The organism is Rhodococcus sp. PD04, assembly GCF_035918275.1.
Lineage (GTDB): Bacteria > Actinomycetota > Actinomycetes > Mycobacteriales > Mycobacteriaceae > Rhodococcus > Rhodococcus rhodochrous.
The window spans coordinates 4,277,738-4,296,809 of record NZ_CP142143.1; the positions used below are offsets into that span (position 1 = coordinate 4,277,738).

At 69.3% G+C, this 19,072-nt stretch carries 11 protein-coding genes; 7 read left to right on the top strand and 4 right to left on the bottom strand.

Annotated features, from left to right (window positions below; all coding sequences use genetic code 11):
• Positions 1–57: 57 nt before the first annotated feature.
• Positions 58–1,989 carry an IniB N-terminal domain-containing protein gene (locus tag U9J23_RS19650; protein ID WP_326599907.1) on the bottom strand — a complete coding sequence of 644 codons (1,932 nt, stop codon included), beginning with the start codon at positions 1,987–1,989 and terminating at the stop codon, positions 58–60.
• A 265-nt stretch (positions 1,990–2,254) separates the two neighbouring features.
• Between U9J23_RS19650 and U9J23_RS19655 the strand changes: the two genes are divergently transcribed.
• The 5 genes from U9J23_RS19655 (at position 2,255) to U9J23_RS19675 (ending at position 11,095) form a co-directional block, all read left to right on the top strand.
• A complete protein-coding gene (locus tag U9J23_RS19655) occupies positions 2,255–4,075 on the top strand; it encodes an Hsp70 family protein (RefSeq protein ID WP_326599909.1) in 1,821 nt (606 codons plus the stop codon).
• An 8-nt stretch (positions 4,076–4,083) separates the two neighbouring features.
• The gene (locus tag U9J23_RS19660; RefSeq protein WP_326599910.1) at positions 4,084–6,561 is read left to right on the top strand and encodes a LuxR C-terminal-related transcriptional regulator; all 2,478 of its coding nucleotides are present in this window, start codon (positions 4,084–4,086) and stop codon (positions 6,559–6,561) included.
• Positions 6,552–8,150 (top strand): hypothetical protein, encoded by a 1,599-nt coding sequence (locus tag U9J23_RS19665; protein WP_326599912.1) that lies wholly within the window; start codon positions 6,552–6,554, stop codon positions 8,148–8,150. The genes U9J23_RS19660 and U9J23_RS19665 overlap by 10 nt, the downstream gene beginning before the upstream one ends.
• Positions 8,151–8,288: 138 nt before the next feature.
• Positions 8,289–9,620 carry a S1 family peptidase gene (locus tag U9J23_RS19670; RefSeq protein ID WP_085469142.1) on the top strand — a complete coding sequence of 444 codons (1,332 nt, stop codon included), beginning with the start codon at positions 8,289–8,291 and terminating at the stop codon, positions 9,618–9,620.
• A 167-nt stretch (positions 9,621–9,787) separates the two neighbouring features.
• Positions 9,788–11,095, top strand: a complete 1,308-nt coding sequence (locus U9J23_RS19675; protein ID WP_326599915.1) for a S1 family peptidase — start codon at positions 9,788–9,790, stop codon at positions 11,093–11,095.
• A 599-nt stretch (positions 11,096–11,694) separates the two neighbouring features.
• Here U9J23_RS19675 and U9J23_RS19680 read toward each other — a convergent pair.
• Positions 11,695–12,360: a hypothetical protein gene (locus U9J23_RS19680; RefSeq protein WP_085469144.1), complete on the bottom strand. Its 666-nt coding sequence runs from the start codon at positions 12,358–12,360 to the stop codon at positions 11,695–11,697.
• 435 nt (positions 12,361–12,795) lie between these two features.
• Between U9J23_RS19680 and U9J23_RS19685 the strand changes: the two genes are divergently transcribed.
• Entirely contained in the window at positions 12,796–15,996 is a 3,201-nt protein-coding gene (locus U9J23_RS19685) for a (Fe-S)-binding protein (protein WP_272268235.1), read from the top strand.
• 58 nt (positions 15,997–16,054) lie between these two features.
• On the opposite strand, the gene U9J23_RS19690 is transcribed toward U9J23_RS19685, so the two are convergent.
• On the bottom strand, positions 16,055–17,005 hold the full coding sequence (locus U9J23_RS19690; RefSeq protein WP_272268233.1) for a hypothetical protein: 951 nt from the start codon (positions 17,003–17,005) through the stop codon (positions 16,055–16,057).
• 95 nt (positions 17,006–17,100) lie between these two features.
• A complete protein-coding gene (locus U9J23_RS19695; RefSeq protein WP_272268232.1) occupies positions 17,101–18,093 on the bottom strand; it encodes an alpha/beta hydrolase in 993 nt (330 codons plus the stop codon).
• A 97-nt stretch (positions 18,094–18,190) separates the two neighbouring features.
• On the opposite strand from U9J23_RS19695, the gene U9J23_RS19700 reads away from it, so the two are divergent.
• A complete protein-coding gene (locus tag U9J23_RS19700; protein WP_060650457.1) occupies positions 18,191–19,069 on the top strand; it encodes an esterase/lipase family protein in 879 nt (292 codons plus the stop codon).
• Positions 19,070–19,072: the final 3 nt, after the last annotated feature.

The window sequence follows — 19,072 nt, forward strand, 5'->3', positions numbered from 1 at the left end:
TCGCCTTCCGTCGGTGCGGGCTCCGGCCATTATGTCCCGGAGCCCGCACCGCTGCGGTCAGGGCAGCAGTCCGTCGAGATCGGTGGAGTCGCCACCGGCGCCGAGCGAGGAGTCGCCACCGGCTCCGGCGAACAGACCACCACCGAGACCGGAGGTCGCGGTGAGGCCGCCCTCGCCGAACAGACCTGCAGCTCCCGAGGCGGAGCCGAAGACGTCCTCGCCGACCGACGCCCAACCCTCCGCACCACCCGACAGGGCCGTCCCCACCTGCGTGGACAGTTCGGCGCCGAGGTCGGCTGCGCTCTCCAGGCCGCCGGAGACACCGAGGTCGACTGCAGTACCCGGATCTGCTGCACCACCGAGATCGAGGGCGTTCTCGAAGTCGGCTGCCGTACCCAGGTCGACCGACGTTCCCAGTCCACCGGCCGCGCCGATCCCCGAATCGATCGCGGCGCCGAGGTCCGCGCCCACGTTCACTCCGGCCCCGAGTTCCGCCGCCGCGTCCAGCGCTCCGTCGAGGGCGTAGCCGAGCTGACCGGTGGCTTCGGCACCGGCGCCGAGGCTGCCGCCGATCGTTGTCGCGAGCTGCGAGCCGAGATCCGCACCCGCATCGACGGGCACCGACCCCGCGGCCGTCTCGAGTGCACTGCCGAGCTGCAGGCCGAGCTCGGCGCCTGCCGAACCACCGGTCGCGAAGGTCGAGCCGAGGACGGACGACAGGTCCGTTCCGAGGCTCGTCCCCGCCTGCACGGTCGAATCGACGGTCGCGCCGATATCGGTGGTCGAGCCGATGGCGACGTTCAGCGCGGACGACAGTTCGGTGGTCGCGGTGGTCTCGAGGCCCAGCGCGCCGCCGAGCACCCCACCGACCACCGTGCCGAGGTCGATGCCCGCACCGGTCTCCGTATCGATCTCACCACCACCGGAGAGGACCGCGTCGAGGTCGACGCCGCCGAGCAGGCCACCGTGCGCACCGCTCTCGATGACGGTCCCCAGCGCGGCACCGAGATCGGCCGCAGCGCCGCCGCCCGCTCCGAGCAGGGCCGAGAGGGACGCACCGAGACCGAGGGTCGCGCCCACGCCGGCGTCGAGACCGGCGGCGAGGTCGGTTCCCAGGCCGGCACCGAGATCGGCCACACCACCGAGGACACCGCCCAGGCTCGTGCCGAGCGCACCGGTCAGTTCCGTGCCCACGCCGAGCACGCCCCCGAGTGTCGTGCCGAGCGCGACACCGAGTTCGGCGCCGCCGTCGAGGGCCGCGGTGAGCTCGGTCGAGAACGCGCCCCCGGCGTCGACGGCAGATTCCAGCAGGCCACCGAGGGCGAGGCCGATATCGGCACCGAGCGTGCCCCCGATACCCAGTGCTCCTTCGAGGGTGGTCGCGAGGTCGGCGCCGAGACCGCCCGAGGCCTCGACAGCCGCGTCGATCGCGGCGGCGAGATCGGCGGCGGCACCGACGCCCAGGCCCAGTCCGCCTTCGAGCGCTCCGGCCAGTGCCCCACCGACGTCCAGGGCACCCCCGAGGTCGAGGGCTCCACCGAGTTCGAGGCCCGCGCCGAGTGCACCACCGAGTGCCGCTCCCAGGGAAGCACCGAGCTCGCCACCGGCTTCGAGCGCCGCTCCGAGCTGTGCACCGAGATCGGCGACGATCCCGGTGTGCGCGCCGACGGTCCCGCCGAGGTCCAGTCCGCCGCCGAGCCCCAGACCGCCACCGAGTCCTGCTCCGACACCGAGGCCGGCCGCAGCGGTGCCGGCGATCGACGCTCCGACGTTCGCCGCACCGTTCAGCGCTGCGGTCAGTTCGGCGGCGGTCCCGGCGAACAGACCGCTGTCCGCAACGAGCGGGGCGACGGCGACGATGTCGGCGTGGCACACGTCGTCCAGTCCGGCTTCGGCGAGAACGGCCTCGGGGTTGCTGCAGTACCGGGCGAGTTCCTTCTCATCGCGGAACAGGCTGAGGATGAAGTCGAGTACGGCGTTGGTGGCCATCGCGTGTCTCCTGAGTCGTCGGGATCTGGGAACGACGCTACGAATCCGCGGGTCACGGGCACAGGGGGTGCGGCCCCCTGTCTGCCGTCGCCCGTTAGGGGATCGGGGTTCGGGGGCATCGGGGTCGTTAGGGGATCGTCCCCACGATCGGGCCGGTGGGCGGTGCGGGAGCTAACGGGTCACGGGGTGGGAACGACAGGCTCATCGAGACCGAACGATGGAACGAGAACGCGGACCGATGTCCGCCCAGAACCCGGGAGCGTGCATGTATTCAGGACTCGGCGTCACGATCGGGGCGGCCAACTCGGTGGCCCTCACCGTGCTCGACCAGCCCCGATCCGGCGATCCCAGCGTTGCGTCGATCCCCACCGAACTCCACCTCCCCGCGGGCGGGGCCCCTGTCCTCGGCGCCGGTGCCCCGATCCCCGGCACGCAGGTGTTCTCCGGCTATGCGGCCCGGGTGGGCGATCCGGTCGGCATCCTCGCCGACGACGGCTCCACCTACCTCGGTGAGGATCTCGTCGCGTCGACCGTGGCCTGCCTGCAGTACCGCACGGGTACCTCCGATGTGCCGACGATGCTGGCGCATCCCGCCGCGTGGTCGGCGCACACCGTCGAGGCCCTGGCGGCGGCACTCGTCCGCGCCGGCGTGACCGCAGGGACGATCCCCGAACCGATCGCGGCGGTGCGCTGGCTCGACGCCACCCACGGTCCGCTGGGGGACGACGTGACGGTGGTCTACGACCTCGGTGCGCGCAGCCTCGACGTCGCCGTCGTGCAGGGCGGGACGCATCCGACGCTGTTGGGCCGACCGCTGAGCAGCGACGACGTCTCCGGCGACCACCTCGACCATCTCGTCACCACCTATCTGCTGGGAACGCTCGGCGAGGACGCGGCCGACCTCGACCCGTTCGATCCCGCGACCGTCGCGGCCCTCGCCGATTTCCGTGCTCGGTGCCGCGCGGCGAAGGAGGCACTGTCCAGCGACACCGAGACGGTCGTGCCGGTCGCGCTGCCGGGCCTGCACCGCGACCTGCGTCTGGTGCGCAGCGAGTTCGAGGAGTTCGCCCGGGAGCCGCTGGAGACGTCGCTCGCCGTGGTGCAGGATGCGATCCGCGGGGCCGGGCTCGACCGGTCGGACATCGCACACGTGCTGTTGATCGGTGGTGGCTCGTCCACCCCGCTCGTCGCCGAACTGATCTCGTCGCAGCTGGGTCTGCCGATCGTCTCGTCGGCTCGACCGGCCTACACCGCAGCGCACGGGGCCGCGCTTGCAGCGGCCGCGGTCGGTGCCCCGACCGTTGCGGTTCCGGTGCCGCCTCCCGCACCTGTCGTCGACGACGAACCCGAGACCGTCGCGCTGCCGGTGGTGTCCGTCGCCGAGGCGCCGCCTGTCGCTGCTGCGCATCGGCCGGCGGTCGTCGACACCGCCACCGGCACACCCGCCCGCGCCCGTGCCCGTTCGTTCACGCTGGTGGGGGCTGCTGTCGCTGCCGTCGTCGTCCTCGCCGGCGGCGGACTGGCGATCGGCACCCTGTCGTCGGAGGCCGAGACGCCCGGTTCGGAGGTACGTCCGTCGAGCGAAGTCGTGGCCGGGAACCCGACGACCACCGAGACCGTCTCCGGTACGACTGTCCCCGGCACGACCGGCGCGCAGCCGTCCGAGGCGGGAACCGTCGTCCCGGTCCGGGTGCAGGGCCCGGACGGGACCGTGACCGCTGTCCCGGTCGCCGCGACGCCCGCTTCCGGCGCCGCACCCACCGGCGCTGTACCTGCGCCGGACCCGACCGCACCCGTGCCGGCAGCACCCGGTCAAAGCCCGCAGGCACCCCAGCCCGCGCCGCAACCCGCTCCTGCCCCGGCCCCGGCGCCCGCCCCTCAGCCCGCGCCGCAACCGACCCCGCCGAGCACGGGTGGCAGCGGTGTCGGCGACGCCCTGTCCGGCGCAGGTCAGGGTGCCGGTGCCGTCGTCGAGGGTGTCGGTAACGGCGTCGGTGGGGTGCTCGACGGCACCGGCAACGTGGTCGGTGGTGTCCTCGACGGCACGGGGCAGGTCGTCGGCGGACTGCTCGGAACCGGGCGCTGACCGATCCGATGACGTCCGCTCCCGCCCCTCCGCGACGTCCGGTCCCCAGGGAGGTCACGCGTGCCCTGACCGCGGCCGCTTCCCCGCGACTGCTGCTCGTCGGCGGCACCGGAACCGGGAAGTCCGCAATACTCGCTTCGCTCCGAACCGATTTCGCCGATGCCCGCATCGTCGACGACGCACACCGCATGACCGCCGCGGAACTGCAGGAGCTCGTCGACCACATCCGGGATGCACCGACGGGGATCGTCGTGGCCACCGAAGCCCGACCGCACCGAGCCGAGATGCGTTCGCTGACAGCAGCATTCGTGGGACACGGGACCGTGGTGGAACTGGGTTCGTGGACGCCTCGCGAAATTGCCGGTCGCGCGGCGTCGTTCGAGCTCCGGCTCGCACCGCCCCAGGTCCGTGCCCTGCACCGCCTCACGGGCGGCGTACCGCATCTCGTGGACACCGCCCTCGAGGCCGTGCGGACGGAGAGCGATGCCCGGCGGGCCGTCGAGGAGGCGATTCGCCGGCAGCTCCTCGCGGATCTCGATCTCACCGTAGCCCTGGCGCTCGTCGATCTCGGTGCCGCGCTCGATCCCGGCGAACTCGCCGCCGTACTCGACATCCCTGTCGAGCGTGCCCTCGACCTCGTCGATGCGGCCCGTGCGAGCGGCCTGCTCGGCACGGATGCCGCGAGCCTCACCACCGGGGCGAGCGGTGTGCCCGCCGCGGTCCTGGGAAGGCACAACCTGTTCGCCGTCGCGCGTCGTCTCCTCGCGACCCGCATCGATGCCGGAACGCTGACGCCGCAGCTCGCCCGCGGTCTCGCGACGATCGGTCTCACCGACCCGCACCTCGCCGATCGGCTCGTCGCCTTCGCGGCCGACGCGCCACCGCGCGAAGCCGCCGAACTCCTCGACGCCACCGTACCCGCGGGAGCCGATCCCGCGACCCTTGCGGTGCGACGAGCCGAAGTCGCCTTCGCGGCAGGGGATCTCGAGCGAGCCGAACAGATCACCGACCGGTTGCTCGACCGCGCCGACACTGCGGACGTCGACGACGTGCGCGCCGCCACCCGGATCTCCGCGAGCATCGCCGCGCATCGCGGCATGCTCGACCGCAGTGCCGACCTGTTCGAATGGCTCGGTCCCGAACGGGTCGGTACGGACGCGCCCCTCGCCGCGACCGTGCTGCTCGCCGCCGGACGACCCTCGGCCGCAGAACATCTCCGCAGTGCCGCCACATCGGGTGCGCCGACCTCCTCGGCCTCCGCCGCGCGACTGCTCGAGGAGGGCCTGCGCGAATCCGTCGGCGGCGACGGCCGGATCGCAATGAACCGCCTCGCCCGCGCCCTGACGAGCCTCGGCTCCGACGGGTCGCTGCGCGCCTGGCCCGACACGGTCGACGCCGTCGCCGCACTGCTGTGTCTGCACTCGGGTGAACTCGGGCACGCACGCGCGATCCTCGACCGTCCGGAGACGCCCACCGTGCGAAATCGCATCCTGGTGGCGTGGACCGAGATGCTCGGCGGTGATCTCGCAGCCGCCGCGGCCACCGCCGACGCCGTTGCTCCCGAGGTGACCGGGCAGCGCGACCTCCTCTTCTTCCACGCCCTGCAGGTCGGGTTGGCGCGACGGAACGCCGACCTCGGAGCGTTGACGGTGCGGTGGCAGGCCGCGCAGTCGGTGGTGGCGGAGTATTCCGTCGACCTGTTCGGGCTGCTGCCCCTGGGGGAACTGTGGCTGGCCGCCGTCCGACTCGGAGAGTCCGCGCGGGTCGCGCATCTCGTCGCCGCTGCCCGCGCACTGCTCACCACCCTCGGTGAGCCACCGCTGTGGGGTGCGGCGCTGCACTGGTACGGGGTGCAGGCCGCGATCGCCGCGGACCGTCCGGCCGACCTCGTCCCGCACGCCCGCGCGCTGGCCCTGGCTGCGGAGACCACCGCCTACGCCGCGGTGCTCGCGCGGGCCGGGCACGCATGGCTCTCGGTGCTGCGCGGTGAGGTCGACGCGGTGCGTATCCGCGAGGCGGCCGAGTCCCTCGCGTCCGTGGGTCTTCCGTGGGACGGCGCGAAGCTCGCGGGAGAAGCGGCGCTGCGGACGGACGACACCACGGTCGCCACCGGATTACTGCAGGTCGCGCGGACGATCCGGCAGGACGGTCCGGCCGGTCGCGCCCCGGTCGACATCGCCCCCGACGCTCCCCCGGGCGGTCCGGACGAATCCCCCCTCGGCGCGCGGGAGAAGCCGGGTGCGCTGTCGGAGCGCGAGGCGCAGGTGGCCGACCTGGTTGTTTCGGGCCTCACCTACCGAGAGGTAGGAAACCACCTGTACATTTCCGCGAAGACCGTGGAACATCATGTCGCCCGTATCCGGCGCCGACTCGGTGCCGGTTCCCGCTCGGAGCTCCTGTCACTGCTCCGGGCCATGGGGCACGGCGCAGATGTACCCCGTCACACACACTCCGACCGGAATGGAGGCAAGCCGGCATGTCCGTAGGCGTAGGCCTGAGGGTGGGGACCACCGTGTCGTCGGTTGCGGTCACCTCACCGACGCCGGGACGGCCGGACCCCGCACCGATCGAGCGGTTCACCGCCGTCCACCTGCACTCCGACGGCACCGCGACACTGGGCGACCACGACGTCGTCGACGGGCACACCAGTTCCTTCACCGGCTTCGTCGATCGTCTCGGCCACTCCGGTGGTGTCCGCGCCAACGACGGTTCGCTCTCCCGCGCCGAAGACCTCGTCGCCACGGCCATGGAATGCCTCCTCGCCGACGCAGCCTCTCTCATCGGCGACACCCCGTACACCGCAGTGGCGACGTACCCCACCGACTGGCCGAGTTCGACGGTTGCGGTCCTGCGCAACGCCCTCGACTACGTCGGATTGCGACACGTCTCGCTCGTCTCCGACGCCGAAGCCGCCGCGGCATGGTTCGAATCGCAGGTCGCGCACCAGACCGGGCGGCTCGTCGCGGTCTACCACATCGACCCGCAGGGCTCGACCGTCACGCTCGTGCGCTCGGGAGTCGCGGCGGGTAAGGCCTTCCGATTCCCCGAGGACGACGCTCCGTCGGTCGCCGCGCAGCTCTCGTCGGCGCTCGGCGCATTCGGCTGGCTCGTGAGCAACCTCGACGCCATCGTCGTCACGATCGACGAAGCGGTCGACCCGAGCGCGGCGCAACTCGTCGCACAGTCGGTGAAGACCGGACTCGGCGTGCGGTGCGCCCTGGCGCCCGAGCCGCACCAGACGATGGTGCGTGGCGCCGCTCTCGCGGCGGCCGCCGGCTCGGTCGACCTCCTCGGCTCGACGCAGATCCTGCCCACCGCCAAGCTCGCCGAACCGCGACGCAGCGAACTCGACCCCGAGATCACCGCGGTGATCTCGAAGATCACAGCGACTCCCCCTCCGGGTGCCACGCCCGCTGCCGTCGCGACGCCCGCGGCGAACACGTCGAAGGCGACGGTCGCCGCCGTCGCGGCCGGGGAAGTCGCCGACGAGAAGCCCTCGGGTCGTTCGTCGAAAGTCACGGCCATTGCGGCGGCTGCGGCGATCGCGCTGCTCGTGGGCATCGGCGCGTTGGTGTTCGGGCTGCGGGACTCCCCGACGGCCACCGCGGGCACGCAGGTCGCCGAGACCCCGACCGCACCCATGACCACGACGACCTCGAAGGCGCGCCCCGCACCGGCTCCCCGCAGCACCGAGGAGACCACCACCGAGGAGTCGACCGAGCCGGCCACCGCCGAGCAGACGGTTCCGGTGGCTCCGCCGGTCGTGCAGCAGACCTGGGTCGATCCCACCACCGGCACGAGCGAACAGTCCTCTTCTTCGTCGTCGCCCGGCTCGACCACCTCGAGCACGTCCGACACGTCCTCGACCACGTCGAGCACCGGCTGGTCGCGGCGGAACCAGCCCGATGATTCCTCGGGTGGCGGACGCGGTAGCGGAGGCAGTGGCGGGAGCGGTGGCAGCACCACCACCACGACGACGACCCAGTCGACGACCGTCCCGACCGATCCCGACCCTTCTGAGGAACCGCCCTCGACGGACATTCCGGAAACGACAGAGACTGAGACCGGCAACTAGACAGCGTGGGTATCCGGGTGGTGACCTACGGCACTATCGGCGGTCGCCGGGCCGTCCCGTAGGCTGTCCCGCGGGTCGGCTCGCCGATTCCACGAAGCACCTGTTCAAGAGCACATCGAGCACACATGAAAGGCCTCCATGCGTCTCTCGTCGGCGTCGCGCGCCGCAGTCCGTTCCACCACCCGCCGCGTCGCAGTCGCAGCGGCCTCCGCGGTTCTGCTGGCAGTGCCCTTGAGCGCCACAGCGAGTGCCGCGCCCGCCGAACAGTTGCCTTCTGCTGAACTTCCCGCCGAACTCGTCGAGGCGATCCAGCGCGACCTGGGTCTGTCCCCCGAGGAGTACCTCGACCGGGCCGCCCGCGCGCAGGAGCTCGGCGACTACGCCCGCGACTTCCGCTCCGAGCACCCCTCCGAGTTCGCCGGTGCCTGGCTCGGCGAGGACGGCAAGCCGGTCATCGCCGTCACGAATCGCGAGGCCGCCGAGCGCGCTGCGCAGGACGGCTTCCACGCCACGGTCGCGCCGGTCTCGGCCGACGGACTCGAGCAGGCCCTCGCCGAATTGAACCGCTGGGTGGCGGGACTCCCGCGCGAGGTGTCGTCGCAGATCAACTCCGCGTCGATCGATGTGCTCAACAACCAGATCGTCCTCGACATCGTGAACTCGCCGATCGGGCGCGCACTGAACCTGCCGTCGCTGGTGGCGAACGTGCAGGTCCAGCTGTCGCCGGGCATGCCGCCGAACGATCCGGCCCCGATGGGTGGCGACACCTACATCACCGCCGACGGCGACGTCCGCGCCACGCCCATCGAGCGCATCGGCATCTGCTCGTTCGGCTTCAACGGTGTCGACGCCGACGGTAACGCCGTCAATCTCACCGCCGGTCACTGCGACGCGGTCGCCCGTGCCGACGGTGGTTCGACGGTCTACCTGCCCAACCGCGCGAACATCGACGAGAGCGTGCGGATCGGCAAGTTCACAGAGTCCACGGTGGGCACCGACAGCACCCTCGACTACGGCATCGTCTCGCTCGACGAGGCCGGCGTCGAGGCCGGCCTCGACCGCCCGTCGGTCCGCGGCGGCAACGGTTCGACCCTCACGGTCACCGGCACGGCCGTTCCGGTCGTCGGCGCGCCCGTCTGCAAGTCGGGCCAATCCTCGTCGTTCACGTGCGGCCTCGTCGTCGCCGATCGCATCGAGACCCAGCTGACCTACGACTCGGGGTTCTCGAGCACCATCCGCGGCTTCGCGACCTCCGCCTGCACCCTCGCGGGTGACAGCGGTGGCGCCATCGTCACCGGCACCCTCGCCCTCGGCGTGATCAGCGGATCGAACAGCGCCGGCGCACCGAACTGCGTCGAGGCGAACCTTGTACTCGCGCCCAACGGTGGCACCTCCAGCCTCGGCATTCCGATCCAGGAGATCGAGAACGCCACCGGCACCCGGGTCCGTACTGCGGCGAACCCGGCATAACGGCCGGAACCGTCCGGTCCGTTCGTCACAACAGTCACACGAGTCTCATCCGTAACCGAGAAGTACCTATGTACTTCCTCGTTCACCCCTTAGGATCGGACGGACGCCGATCCGCGGGGGAACGGCGCCTTCGCGCGTGCATGCGTGAAGGAACGAGAAAGGTATCCATGCGACGCACCTTCGCACGTCGGACGGCCGTCATCGGTTCGGCCGCACTGCTACTCCTCGGTCCTGCCGTTGCCATCGCGCAGGCCGAACCCGAGACCGAACCCGCGCAGACATCGTCTCTGCCGGCCGAGCTCGTCGAGGCGTTGCAGCGCGACCTGAACATCGATGCCGAGCGCTTCCTCGCCGATGCGCAGCGCAGCCAGGATCTCGCCGCGTTCGCCGAGAAGGCACGGGAGCAGTTCGAAGCCGTCTTCGCCGGTGTGTGGCTGGACGACCAGGGCACCGCCACGGTCGGCCTCACCGAGGGTGACGGCTTCGAGGAGGCCCGCACGGCCGCCGAGGATGCCGGATTCACCGTCGCCGAGACCGAACGCAGCGAGGACGCCCTCGAAGATCAGCTCGGCGCACTGGGCGACTGGCTCGAGACCCAACCGCCCGCCGTTGCCGACGTCATCCGCGGCATCGCCATCGACGTGGTGAACAACGACGTCGTCGTGCGCACCGACAACGTGTCCGGCGTCGAGCTCCCCGACTTCCTCGACGGGGTGCGCGTGCTGTTCGCTCCCGCCGAGCTGACGCCGGAAGGCGCGACCGACCTGCAGCCCATCGCCGGTGGCCTCGACGCCCCCGACGCCCTCTTCGGTGGCGACGCCTACGCCGCGCTCGGCGCCGGCGAGGGCCTGCGCTGCTCGCTCGGCTTCAACGGCGAGGACGGCAGCGGACAGCCCGTGAACATCACCGCCGGTCACTGCGACCCCAACCGCGCGCAGGCGGGCACTCGGTGGGCCTCCCAGGTCCACCAGCTCATCGGCGACAACCTCGGCCAGCACCTCGGCTCGTTCGAGAAGACGGTGCTCGACGGCAGCGACTACGCGCTGATCCGCCCCACCTCCGATGCCGCGGGTCGCTTCGAGAACAACGGCGTGCGCGTTCCGTTCGCCGCTCCGCTGCCCATCACGGGTGTCGCGGATCCCGTCGTCGGCGCTCCGGTCTGCAAGTCGGGCCTGCGCACCGGCTACAGCTGCGGCGTCGTGACCGCCACCGGCCAGAACGTCGAGATCGGCCACCGCGTGCTCGAGAACGGCTTCTCCACCAACCTGTGCGCCCTGCAGGGCGACAGCGGTGGCACCCTCGTCACCGGCACCCTCGCCCTCGGCATCTCCAGCGCCTCGAACGTCGGCCAGTACGGCATGTGCGAGATCGCCGGGTTCGTCAGCGGCCTGCTCGGTGAGAGCCCCGAGCTGTTCGCCACGCCGATAAAGACGGTCCTGGCGGAGAACCCGGGCCTGAAGGTCCGCACCTGGTAATCCACCAGAACGTCACGAAGGTCCGTTCCCTACGGGGAGCGGACCTTCGTCGTTCGTGGGGGCGTTCGGAGGGGCGTACGGCCGTGCCGGTCGGCGCAGGTTCGGGGCGGTTCTCCTGCACCACAACGACCGGCGGCAGAAGGCGGTGGAACAGCCCTTCGTCGGGCGTTCGGAGGATGCCTCCAGGGGCCCTCGGAAATGCCCCTGAATCCGCTTCGGAAAGCGCCCGCGAGCTGCATTTCCTAGGTGAACCTAACCACCTCCGGGACCTGGCTTCCCAATGTCCGTTTAGCGTGGGTTACGATCCTCGCACCCTGGCCGGTAGCGCCATCCCCTGAAAGGACTTCACTTGAGCAGCGAGATCTTGATGACCAGCCTCGAACTCGGCTTCGACATCTTCGGCTATGTCTGGGACATCATTCGCCACGGCAGCCGACTCATCGGGTCCATGTAACGACACCCGATTCGAGCTGAAGGCCCTGTCCGCACTTTCGGACAGGGCCTTTCTGTATGGGTTCCGACGCCGGATGGAGAACGGCCGCTGCAAGGAGTTCGTCCTTACAGCGGCCGTTCGAGTTCGAATGCCTAGCCGACTGGAATCAGTTGGCGTAGACCGTGGTGCCCGGAGGCGCCAGCAGGGTCTGCGCCAAGCCGACACCGGCAACGATCAGCGTCGGACCACCCGCGATGATGGTTCCGACGACGCCACCGATACCAGCGCCCGTGATGGTGCCGACAGCGGGCATCACGAAGGTGCCGACAACTGCGCCGATGATGGTTCCGATCAGGCCGCCGACCGCGGTCGCGATACCCAGCTGCGACGCGAAATTCTGCTGAGCCTTCAGGTTCTCGTCCGGCGAAGCAACATCGGTCAGCTTCAGGGCGACCGGCGTGAGGCTCGCGCCGACCTTGTCCTCGGGGGCGACGGGGGTGGCCTTCGACAGGTCGGTGACCGGGGTCAGCGTGAGGGTCTTGCCGTCCTCGCTGATCTGACGCTCGAAGGGGAGCTGCAGATCGCCGAGCTGAATGGCCAGCGGCAGGCTGAGGACAGTGTTGCCGGCGTTGTCCTGGAGCTCGACGCTCTCGCCGTCCCCGGAGACCTGGAACTCGCCGGCGTCGATGACGGTGACCACCGAGTCGCCCTCGATCTTGGACTCGTAGTTGATCTCGTCCTGCGCAGCGGGCGCCGCATACGAGGTACCGGCGGTGATGCCCATGGCGGCGATCGTCATCGTCGCCACAGCGGCAAGCTTCTTCAGCTTCATCTTTTTCCGTTCTGTGACATGGCGCACGCCTGTTAAGACGCCCCCATTCTGCTGTATTGACCTGGAGTTCTACGTCCCCCGACGTGTACAGCCCACATGCGAACCCCATGTACCGGGCGAATCATAACCGACATCACATCCGGAGTGTTATACCTATTTGCCCGAATGGAAACAGCATCGTGGCCGGTACAGGGGTGCCGTGATCTCCGTGTGACACATGCCTCTTTTCAGACGAGTTAGGACATCCTGCGTGACTGCGGTATCACGTTTGACCTCTAGCGTGTCCGGGCACACGGTCTCCGATTCGACGCAGTTTTTGCTACTGGCGGGTAACTCCAGTTCAGACCAAGTTACCGGTGGGTAACTTAGCTTGCGTTACGATGCGGTGACTCATACCAGGCGGCACGACGCCGCCCCCGACACGAAAGGCCACGTATGAATGCCCTGACGATTACGTTGGGCACGATCGGCGTGCTGCTGAGCCTCGTGTGTTGGTTCGCGTTCATCAGCGGCGCACTGAAGATGGTCAACACGATCCGGGTCGGCCAGCCGGCCCCGGACCGCTGGCGGCCGTTCTTCCCGCGCTTCAAGCAGATGGTCGTCGAATTCCTCGCGCACACGAAGATGGTCAAGTTCCGGACCGTCGGCTGGGCGCACTGGCTGGTGATGGTCGGCTTCATGCTCGGCGCGATCGTCTGGTTCGAGGCCTACGGCCAGACGTTCGACCCGAAGTTCCACTGGCCGCTCATCGGCAATACCGCCGTCTACCACTTCATCGACGAGATCCTCGGTCTCGGCACGGTGATCGGCATCCTGACGCTGATCTACATCCGCCAGCGCAACCATCCGCGTCAGCCCGGCCGGATGTCGCGCTTCAGCGGCTCGAACTTCAAGGCCGCCTACTTCGTCGAAGCGGTCGTGCTGCTCGAGGGCCTGGGCATGATCCTGGTGAAGGCCGGAAAGATCGCCACATACGGCGGCGGCCACCTTTCGACCGACTTCTTCACGATGCAGGTCGCCCGGATCCTTCCGGAGAGCCCCGAGCTCGTGTCGGTGTTCGCGTTCATCAAGCTCATGTCGGGCATGGTGTGGCTCTACATCGTCGGCCGCAACATCACCTGGGGTGTCGCATGGCACCGCTTCTCGGCCTTCTTCAACATCTACTTCAAGCGTGAGGACGACGGCGGTCCCGCCCTCGGTGCCGCACGTCAGATGATGTCCGGCGGCAAGCCCGTCGACATGGAAGACGCCGATCCGGACAAGGACACCTTCGGTGCCGGCCGCATCGAGGACTTCACGTGGAAGGGCTGGCTGGACTTCACGACCTGCACCGAGTGCGGTCGTTGCCAGTCGCAGTGCCCCGCCTGGAACACCGGTAAGCCGCTGTCGCCGAAGCTGCTCATCACGTCGCTTCGCGACCACGGTTACGCCAAGGCTCCCTACCTGCTCGCCGGTGGTCGCACCGATCTCGGTGGCGACGAGGTCGGCCTGGTCGACGCCGAGGGCAACCCGGACGAGGCCAAGCTGGCGAAGATCCCGGCGTCGGCTCGCGAGGAGTCGGGTCGCAAGCTCGTCGGCGAGACCGAGGGACTGCTGGAAGCAGGCGAGCTCGCTCCCGTCATCGACACCGAGACCCTGTGGTCGTGCACCAACTGTGGTGCGTGCGTCGAGCAGTGCCCGGTGGACATCGAGCACGTCGACCACATCATCGACATGCGTCGCTACCAGGTGCTCATCGAGTCGGACTTCCCGTCCGAGCTCGCGGGTCTGTTCAAGAACCTCGAGAACAAGGGCAACCCCTGGGGCCAGAACGCCAAGGACCGTCTCAATTGGATCAACGAGATGGAGTTCGACATTCCGGTCTTCGGCCAGGATGCCGACAGCTTCGACGGCTACGAGTACCTCTTCTGGGTCGGCTGTGCCGGTGCCTACGAGGACCGCGCCAAGAAGACCACGAAGGCCGTCGCCGAGCTCCTCGCGACCGCCGGCGTGAAGTTCATGGTTCTCGGTGCCGAGGAGACCTGCACCGGCGACTCCGCTCGCCGCGCGGGCAACGAGTTCCTGTTCCAGCAGCTGGCACAGCAGAACATCGAGGTCCTCAACGGTGTGTTCGAGGGCGTCGAGCCGAGCAAGCGCAAGATCGTCGTGACCTGCGCGCACTGCTTCAACGCGCTGAACAACGAGTACCCGCAGGTGGGTGGCAGCTACGAGGTCGTCCACCACACGCAGCTGCTCAACCGTCTCGTGCGGGCGAAGAAGCTGGTCCAGGTCAAGGCCGTCGGCCAGGACGTGACCTACCACGACCCGTGCTTCCTCGGACGGCACAACAAGGTCTACAACGCTCCGCGTGAGCTGATGGCGGCGTCGGGCGCGAAGCTCGTCGAGATGCCGCGTCACGGCGAGCGGTCCATGTGCTGTGGTGCCGGTGGTGCCCGCATGTGGATGGAGGAGAAGATCGGTAAGCGCATCAACATCGACCGTGTCGACGAAGCGCTCACCACGAATCCCGCCAAGATCGCGACCGGCTGCCCGTTCTGCCGCGTCATGCTCACCGATGGTGTGACGGCGCGTCAGGAAGAGGGCAAGGGTGAAGGCGTCGAGGTCATCGACGTCGCGCAGCTCATGCTCGAGTCCATCTCTCGCGTCGAGGCCGCCAAGCTCAGCGACAACCTCAAGGTCGTCCAGCAGCCGAAGACCCCCGTCGAGGTCGAGGAGACCGCGGAAGAGGTCGAGAAGGAGCGCGTCGAGGAGATCGAGGCAGCGGCGGCAACCCCCGCGGCTCCGAAGACCACCGGTGCCCCGAAGGCCGGCGGCCTGCAGATGAAGGGCGGCCTCAAGGCTCCGGGCGGACCGAAGGCGCCCGGGGGCGCGAAGGCTCCCGCTGTTGAGGCAGCCGAGGCTCCGGCAGCTCCGAAGGCGAAGCCGGGCGGCTTGCAGATGAAGGGCGGCCTGAAGGGTCCGGGCGCGAAGAAGGCTGCGGCTCCGGCTGCACCTGCCGCGTCGTCCGAGGCTTCTGCCGCTCCTGCGGCCGAGGCACCGGCAGCGCCGAAGGCCAAGCCGGGCGGACTGCAGATGAAGGGCGGCCTCAAGGCTCCGGGCGCGAAGGCCCCGGGTGCTGCGAAGCCCGCCGCACCTGCTGCCTCTGCTGAGTCGTCGTCGGAAGCTCCCGCAGCCGAGGCACCCGCGGTGCCGAAGGCGAAGCCGGGTGGTCTCCAGCTCAAGAGCGGCCTGAAGGGCCCCGGCGCCAAGAAGGCGGCTCCGGCAGCGAACTCTGCTCCCGCGGCTCCTGCCGAGGAAGCACCTGCTGCCGAGGCTCCCGCGGCGGAAGTTCCCGCTACGGAAGCGCCTGCGGAGCAGCCGAAGGAGTCGGCGATCCCGAAGGCGAAGCCGGGCGGACTGCAGCTCAAGAGCGGTCTGAAGGGACCGGGTGCGAAGAAGGCTGCGCCTGCCGCTCCGGCTGCACCGGCGAAGGCTGAGCCGACGCCCGAGCCGACGCCGGAACCCGAGCCGGTCGCCGAGGCTCCTGCGGAGCCCGAGGCACCCGCGACCCCGGCGAAGCCGGAGGTCGAGGCACCGAAGGCGAAGCCGGGCGCGCTCGGCTTCAAGCCCGGCGCGAAGGCACCTGGCCGCAAGTAGGTACGCAACGCGAGGTTGAGGCTCGCAACGCCGGCAGTAACTGCTGGTGTTGCGAGCCTCACTTCTTCGTTGCGTACCTCCCTGTCGGCCCGCTCCCCCGCGCCGCCCGTGCGAACGCCTCCCGCACCTTCGCTGCGACGGCGCCGCGGGTCCCGAGGTCCTGCCACGTCCACCGCACCACCGTCCACCCCGCGTGACGCAGTGCGTCCTCCCGCAGCTTCTCGCGGTAGACCACGTCCTCGGCAGCGGTAGTCGCGACCCCGTCGCGGCGGTACTTGATCCGACCGTCGAACTCGCCGATCACACCGTGTTCCGGCCACAGGAAGTCGACACGAGCCAGCCACCTGCCGTCGGCGGAGAAGACGTCCACCTGCGTGAGCGGCACCGGGATCTGCTCGCGGACGAACAGGACCCTGCTCCGCGACTCGCCGGCACTGTCGCTGCACCCGCTCGACAGTTGCACGGCACGACGGGCGTGCGCGATGCGGGGATGACTCCCCATCCGTTCCACCGCACGAGTCAGATCGACGGGGGCAACCAGCCCTGCTCGCAGCGCACTGTCGGCAAGTACGACGGCCTGCTCCACCGGCACCGTTGCGGCCACATCCGTGATCGTCCGTGCGACCGACAGCACCCGCGCTCCCCTCCGATCCACGACGTCCGCCTCACGGAAGAGCGCGGCGTGCATGACGCGGCCGGGTGTACTCCGCGCTCCACTCGGCGCGTTGCGGGTGAGGTGCACATCGTCGAGTGGGATCTGCCAGACGTCGAGCCCGTGCAGTACCGCTGCCGATACGTGGCTCAGCGCCGAGGTCGGTCCGGCATTCGCGATGAACGCCCGTGCCCGCAGGGCATGTCGAGCGTGATCGTCGGCCCCCGCATACTGGCCGGACTGGACGAAGACTCCCGACGCGAGCCGAGTCCACGTTCCGTTCCGCACCAGACGTCGAATCTCCGCATCGGTGACGCCGCGCGCATGTGCCTCGCGCCGCAGGATCAACTCCCCCATGGCGCTCAGCATCCCCTGTCGCCCGGAGCAGGCAGATGCCTACGGGGACGAATCGGCCGGATCTGTGGATGAACCGACCTCCTGTGGAGAACTCGTCAGGACGCGCCGATCGCGGGGCCGAGGACGGGCCACGAGTTGTGCAGGTCGTCCTGCCAGTAGCCCCAGTTGTGGGTACCGTCGTCGTGGATGTCGATGGTGGCGGGGATGCCCAGTTCGTCGAGACGCGTCGCCATGTGTCGGGTGCAGTCGGCCGCTGCGGCTTCGATGAGTCCGCCCTTGATGACCACGTCGGCGAGGTCTTCCTCGTCCTTGATCCACTCGGATTCGAGATTGTCGTAACGGCCGGGCAGGCCGGTGCGCGACGACAGGTACAAGGTGGTGCCGCGCAGCTTCTCCGCATTGATGTACGGATCGTTGGCGACCCAGGTGGGGTCGTCGAACGACCCCCACATGTTGAGCGGGTTGCCGAAGAAGTTGACGACGGTGGTGGTGACGAAGGCCTGGCCGAGCGGGTCGCTTGTGCGCGCGCAACCGCTGAAGCTGCCCACCGCGTCGTACAGATCCGGTGCGGCGATGGCGAGGTTCAGCGACGACGTGCCCGACATCGAGAAGCCGATCAGACCGTTGGTGCCGGTGGTCGCGTAGGTGCTGTCGATGACGGGCGGCAGTTCCTCAGTGAGGAAGGTGGCCCACTTGTAGCGGCCGAGGTTCGGGTCGTCGTGCTTCCAGTCGGTGTAGTAGCTCGACTCGCCGCCCTTCGGGATGACGACGTTGACGTGCTTGTCGGAGAAGAAGTCGACGATGTCGGACTGGTCCATCCAGCTGTTGTTGTACGACCCGCCGTCGACGCCGCTCAGCACGTACAGCGTGGGGCTGGGAGTGACGGTGTCGGTGGGGCGCAGGATCCGCAGCTCGATGTTCTCGTCCATGGACGGCGAGTAGACCTCGATGTCGAGCTGCTGGTCGTCGACGACCGTGGTGCTCACAAGCCGGGCCTCATCGGGTTCTGCGGACGCCGTCGACGCTCCGAGTCCCCAGGTCGACGCCACGACGGTCGTCACGACCGCCAACGCGGATATCCGCCGCATAGATATACTCCGATTCCGTTCCCCTGCGCAGCCCCCGGAACACCTTATAGGGCCGCAGTGCACTTGCCGATAATCGTCACTGTTCGAAGGATGACCCGTGTTTGGCCGATCGCTCCTGCTGACCGTTCTCGCCGCGGGTCTTCTCGGATCCGGCACGGCGGCCGCCTCGCCCGCCACGCTGCCCGTGCCGTACGAACTTCCCGACACTGTGGGGCTGGAGCTCGAGAATCCGGGTGGTTCGGCTCCCGGCTCGAACGACCCGAATTGTCGCCCGACCGCCGACAAGCCCAATCCTGTTGTGCTGGTCCACAACACCAGCGGCAACCGGCAGGTCGCGTGGCAGACGTTCTCGCCTCTGCTCGCCAACGCCGGCTACTGCGTCTTCGCTCCGACCTTCGGCACGTTCCCCGGTCCGTGGCCCGTCAGCGCTCTGGGTGGGATGGCGCCGCTCGAGCCCAGCACACATCAACTCTCCGCATTCGTCGACGAGGTGCTCGCGCAGACCGGCGCCGAGAAGGTCGACATCGTCGGCCATTCGCAGGGCACGCTGGTCGCGGCGAAGTGGATCGGTGACGGCGGCGCCGACAAGGTCGATCGGCTCGTGTCGCTCGCTCCCCTGTGGGACGGGACGACCATCGTCACCAGTGACGGTGTGATGCGCGACTTCGAGTACGCGACGTGCCCCGCCTGCGCCGACATGCTTCCCGGTTCGCAGTTCCTCGAGGATCTCGCCGCGACCGGCCGTTTCGTCGAGCCGGTGGAGTACACGAACATCCTCACCACCCACGACGACGTGGTGCAGCCGTACACGAGCGGCCTGGGCGAGGACCCGAACGTCACCGACATCGTGCTGCAGGACGTGTGTGCCTCCGCGAAGACCACGCACCTGGAGATGCTCGCCGACCGGCTCACCGCGGAGCTGGTGCTCTCCACCCTCGACGAGACCGTTCCGGCGCCCACCGGCTGCGTCGACTGACAG

Excerpts from the sequence above, each read along its gene's own strand:
- U9J23_RS19650 (WP_326599907.1), bottom strand. The coding sequence starts at position 1,989 with ATGGCCACCAACGCCGTACTCGACTTCATCCTCAGCCTGTTCCGCGAT.
- U9J23_RS19655 (WP_326599909.1), top strand. The coding sequence starts at position 2,255 with ATGTATTCAGGACTCGGCGTCACGATCGGGGCGGCCAACTCGGTGGCC.
- U9J23_RS19660 (WP_326599910.1), top strand. The coding sequence starts at position 4,084 with ATGACGTCCGCTCCCGCCCCTCCGCGACGTCCGGTCCCCAGGGAGGTC.
- U9J23_RS19665 (WP_326599912.1), top strand. The coding sequence starts at position 6,552 with ATGTCCGTAGGCGTAGGCCTGAGGGTGGGGACCACCGTGTCGTCGGTT.
- U9J23_RS19670 (WP_085469142.1), top strand. The coding sequence starts at position 8,289 with ATGCGTCTCTCGTCGGCGTCGCGCGCCGCAGTCCGTTCCACCACCCGC.
- U9J23_RS19675 (WP_326599915.1), top strand. The coding sequence starts at position 9,788 with ATGCGACGCACCTTCGCACGTCGGACGGCCGTCATCGGTTCGGCCGCA.
- U9J23_RS19680 (WP_085469144.1), bottom strand. The coding sequence starts at position 12,360 with ATGAAGCTGAAGAAGCTTGCCGCTGTGGCGACGATGACGATCGCCGCC.
- U9J23_RS19685 (WP_272268235.1), top strand. The coding sequence starts at position 12,796 with ATGAATGCCCTGACGATTACGTTGGGCACGATCGGCGTGCTGCTGAGC.
- U9J23_RS19690 (WP_272268233.1), bottom strand. The coding sequence starts at position 17,005 with ATGGGGGAGTTGATCCTGCGGCGCGAGGCACATGCGCGCGGCGTCACC.
- U9J23_RS19695 (WP_272268232.1), bottom strand. The coding sequence starts at position 18,093 with ATGCGGCGGATATCCGCGTTGGCGGTCGTGACGACCGTCGTGGCGTCG.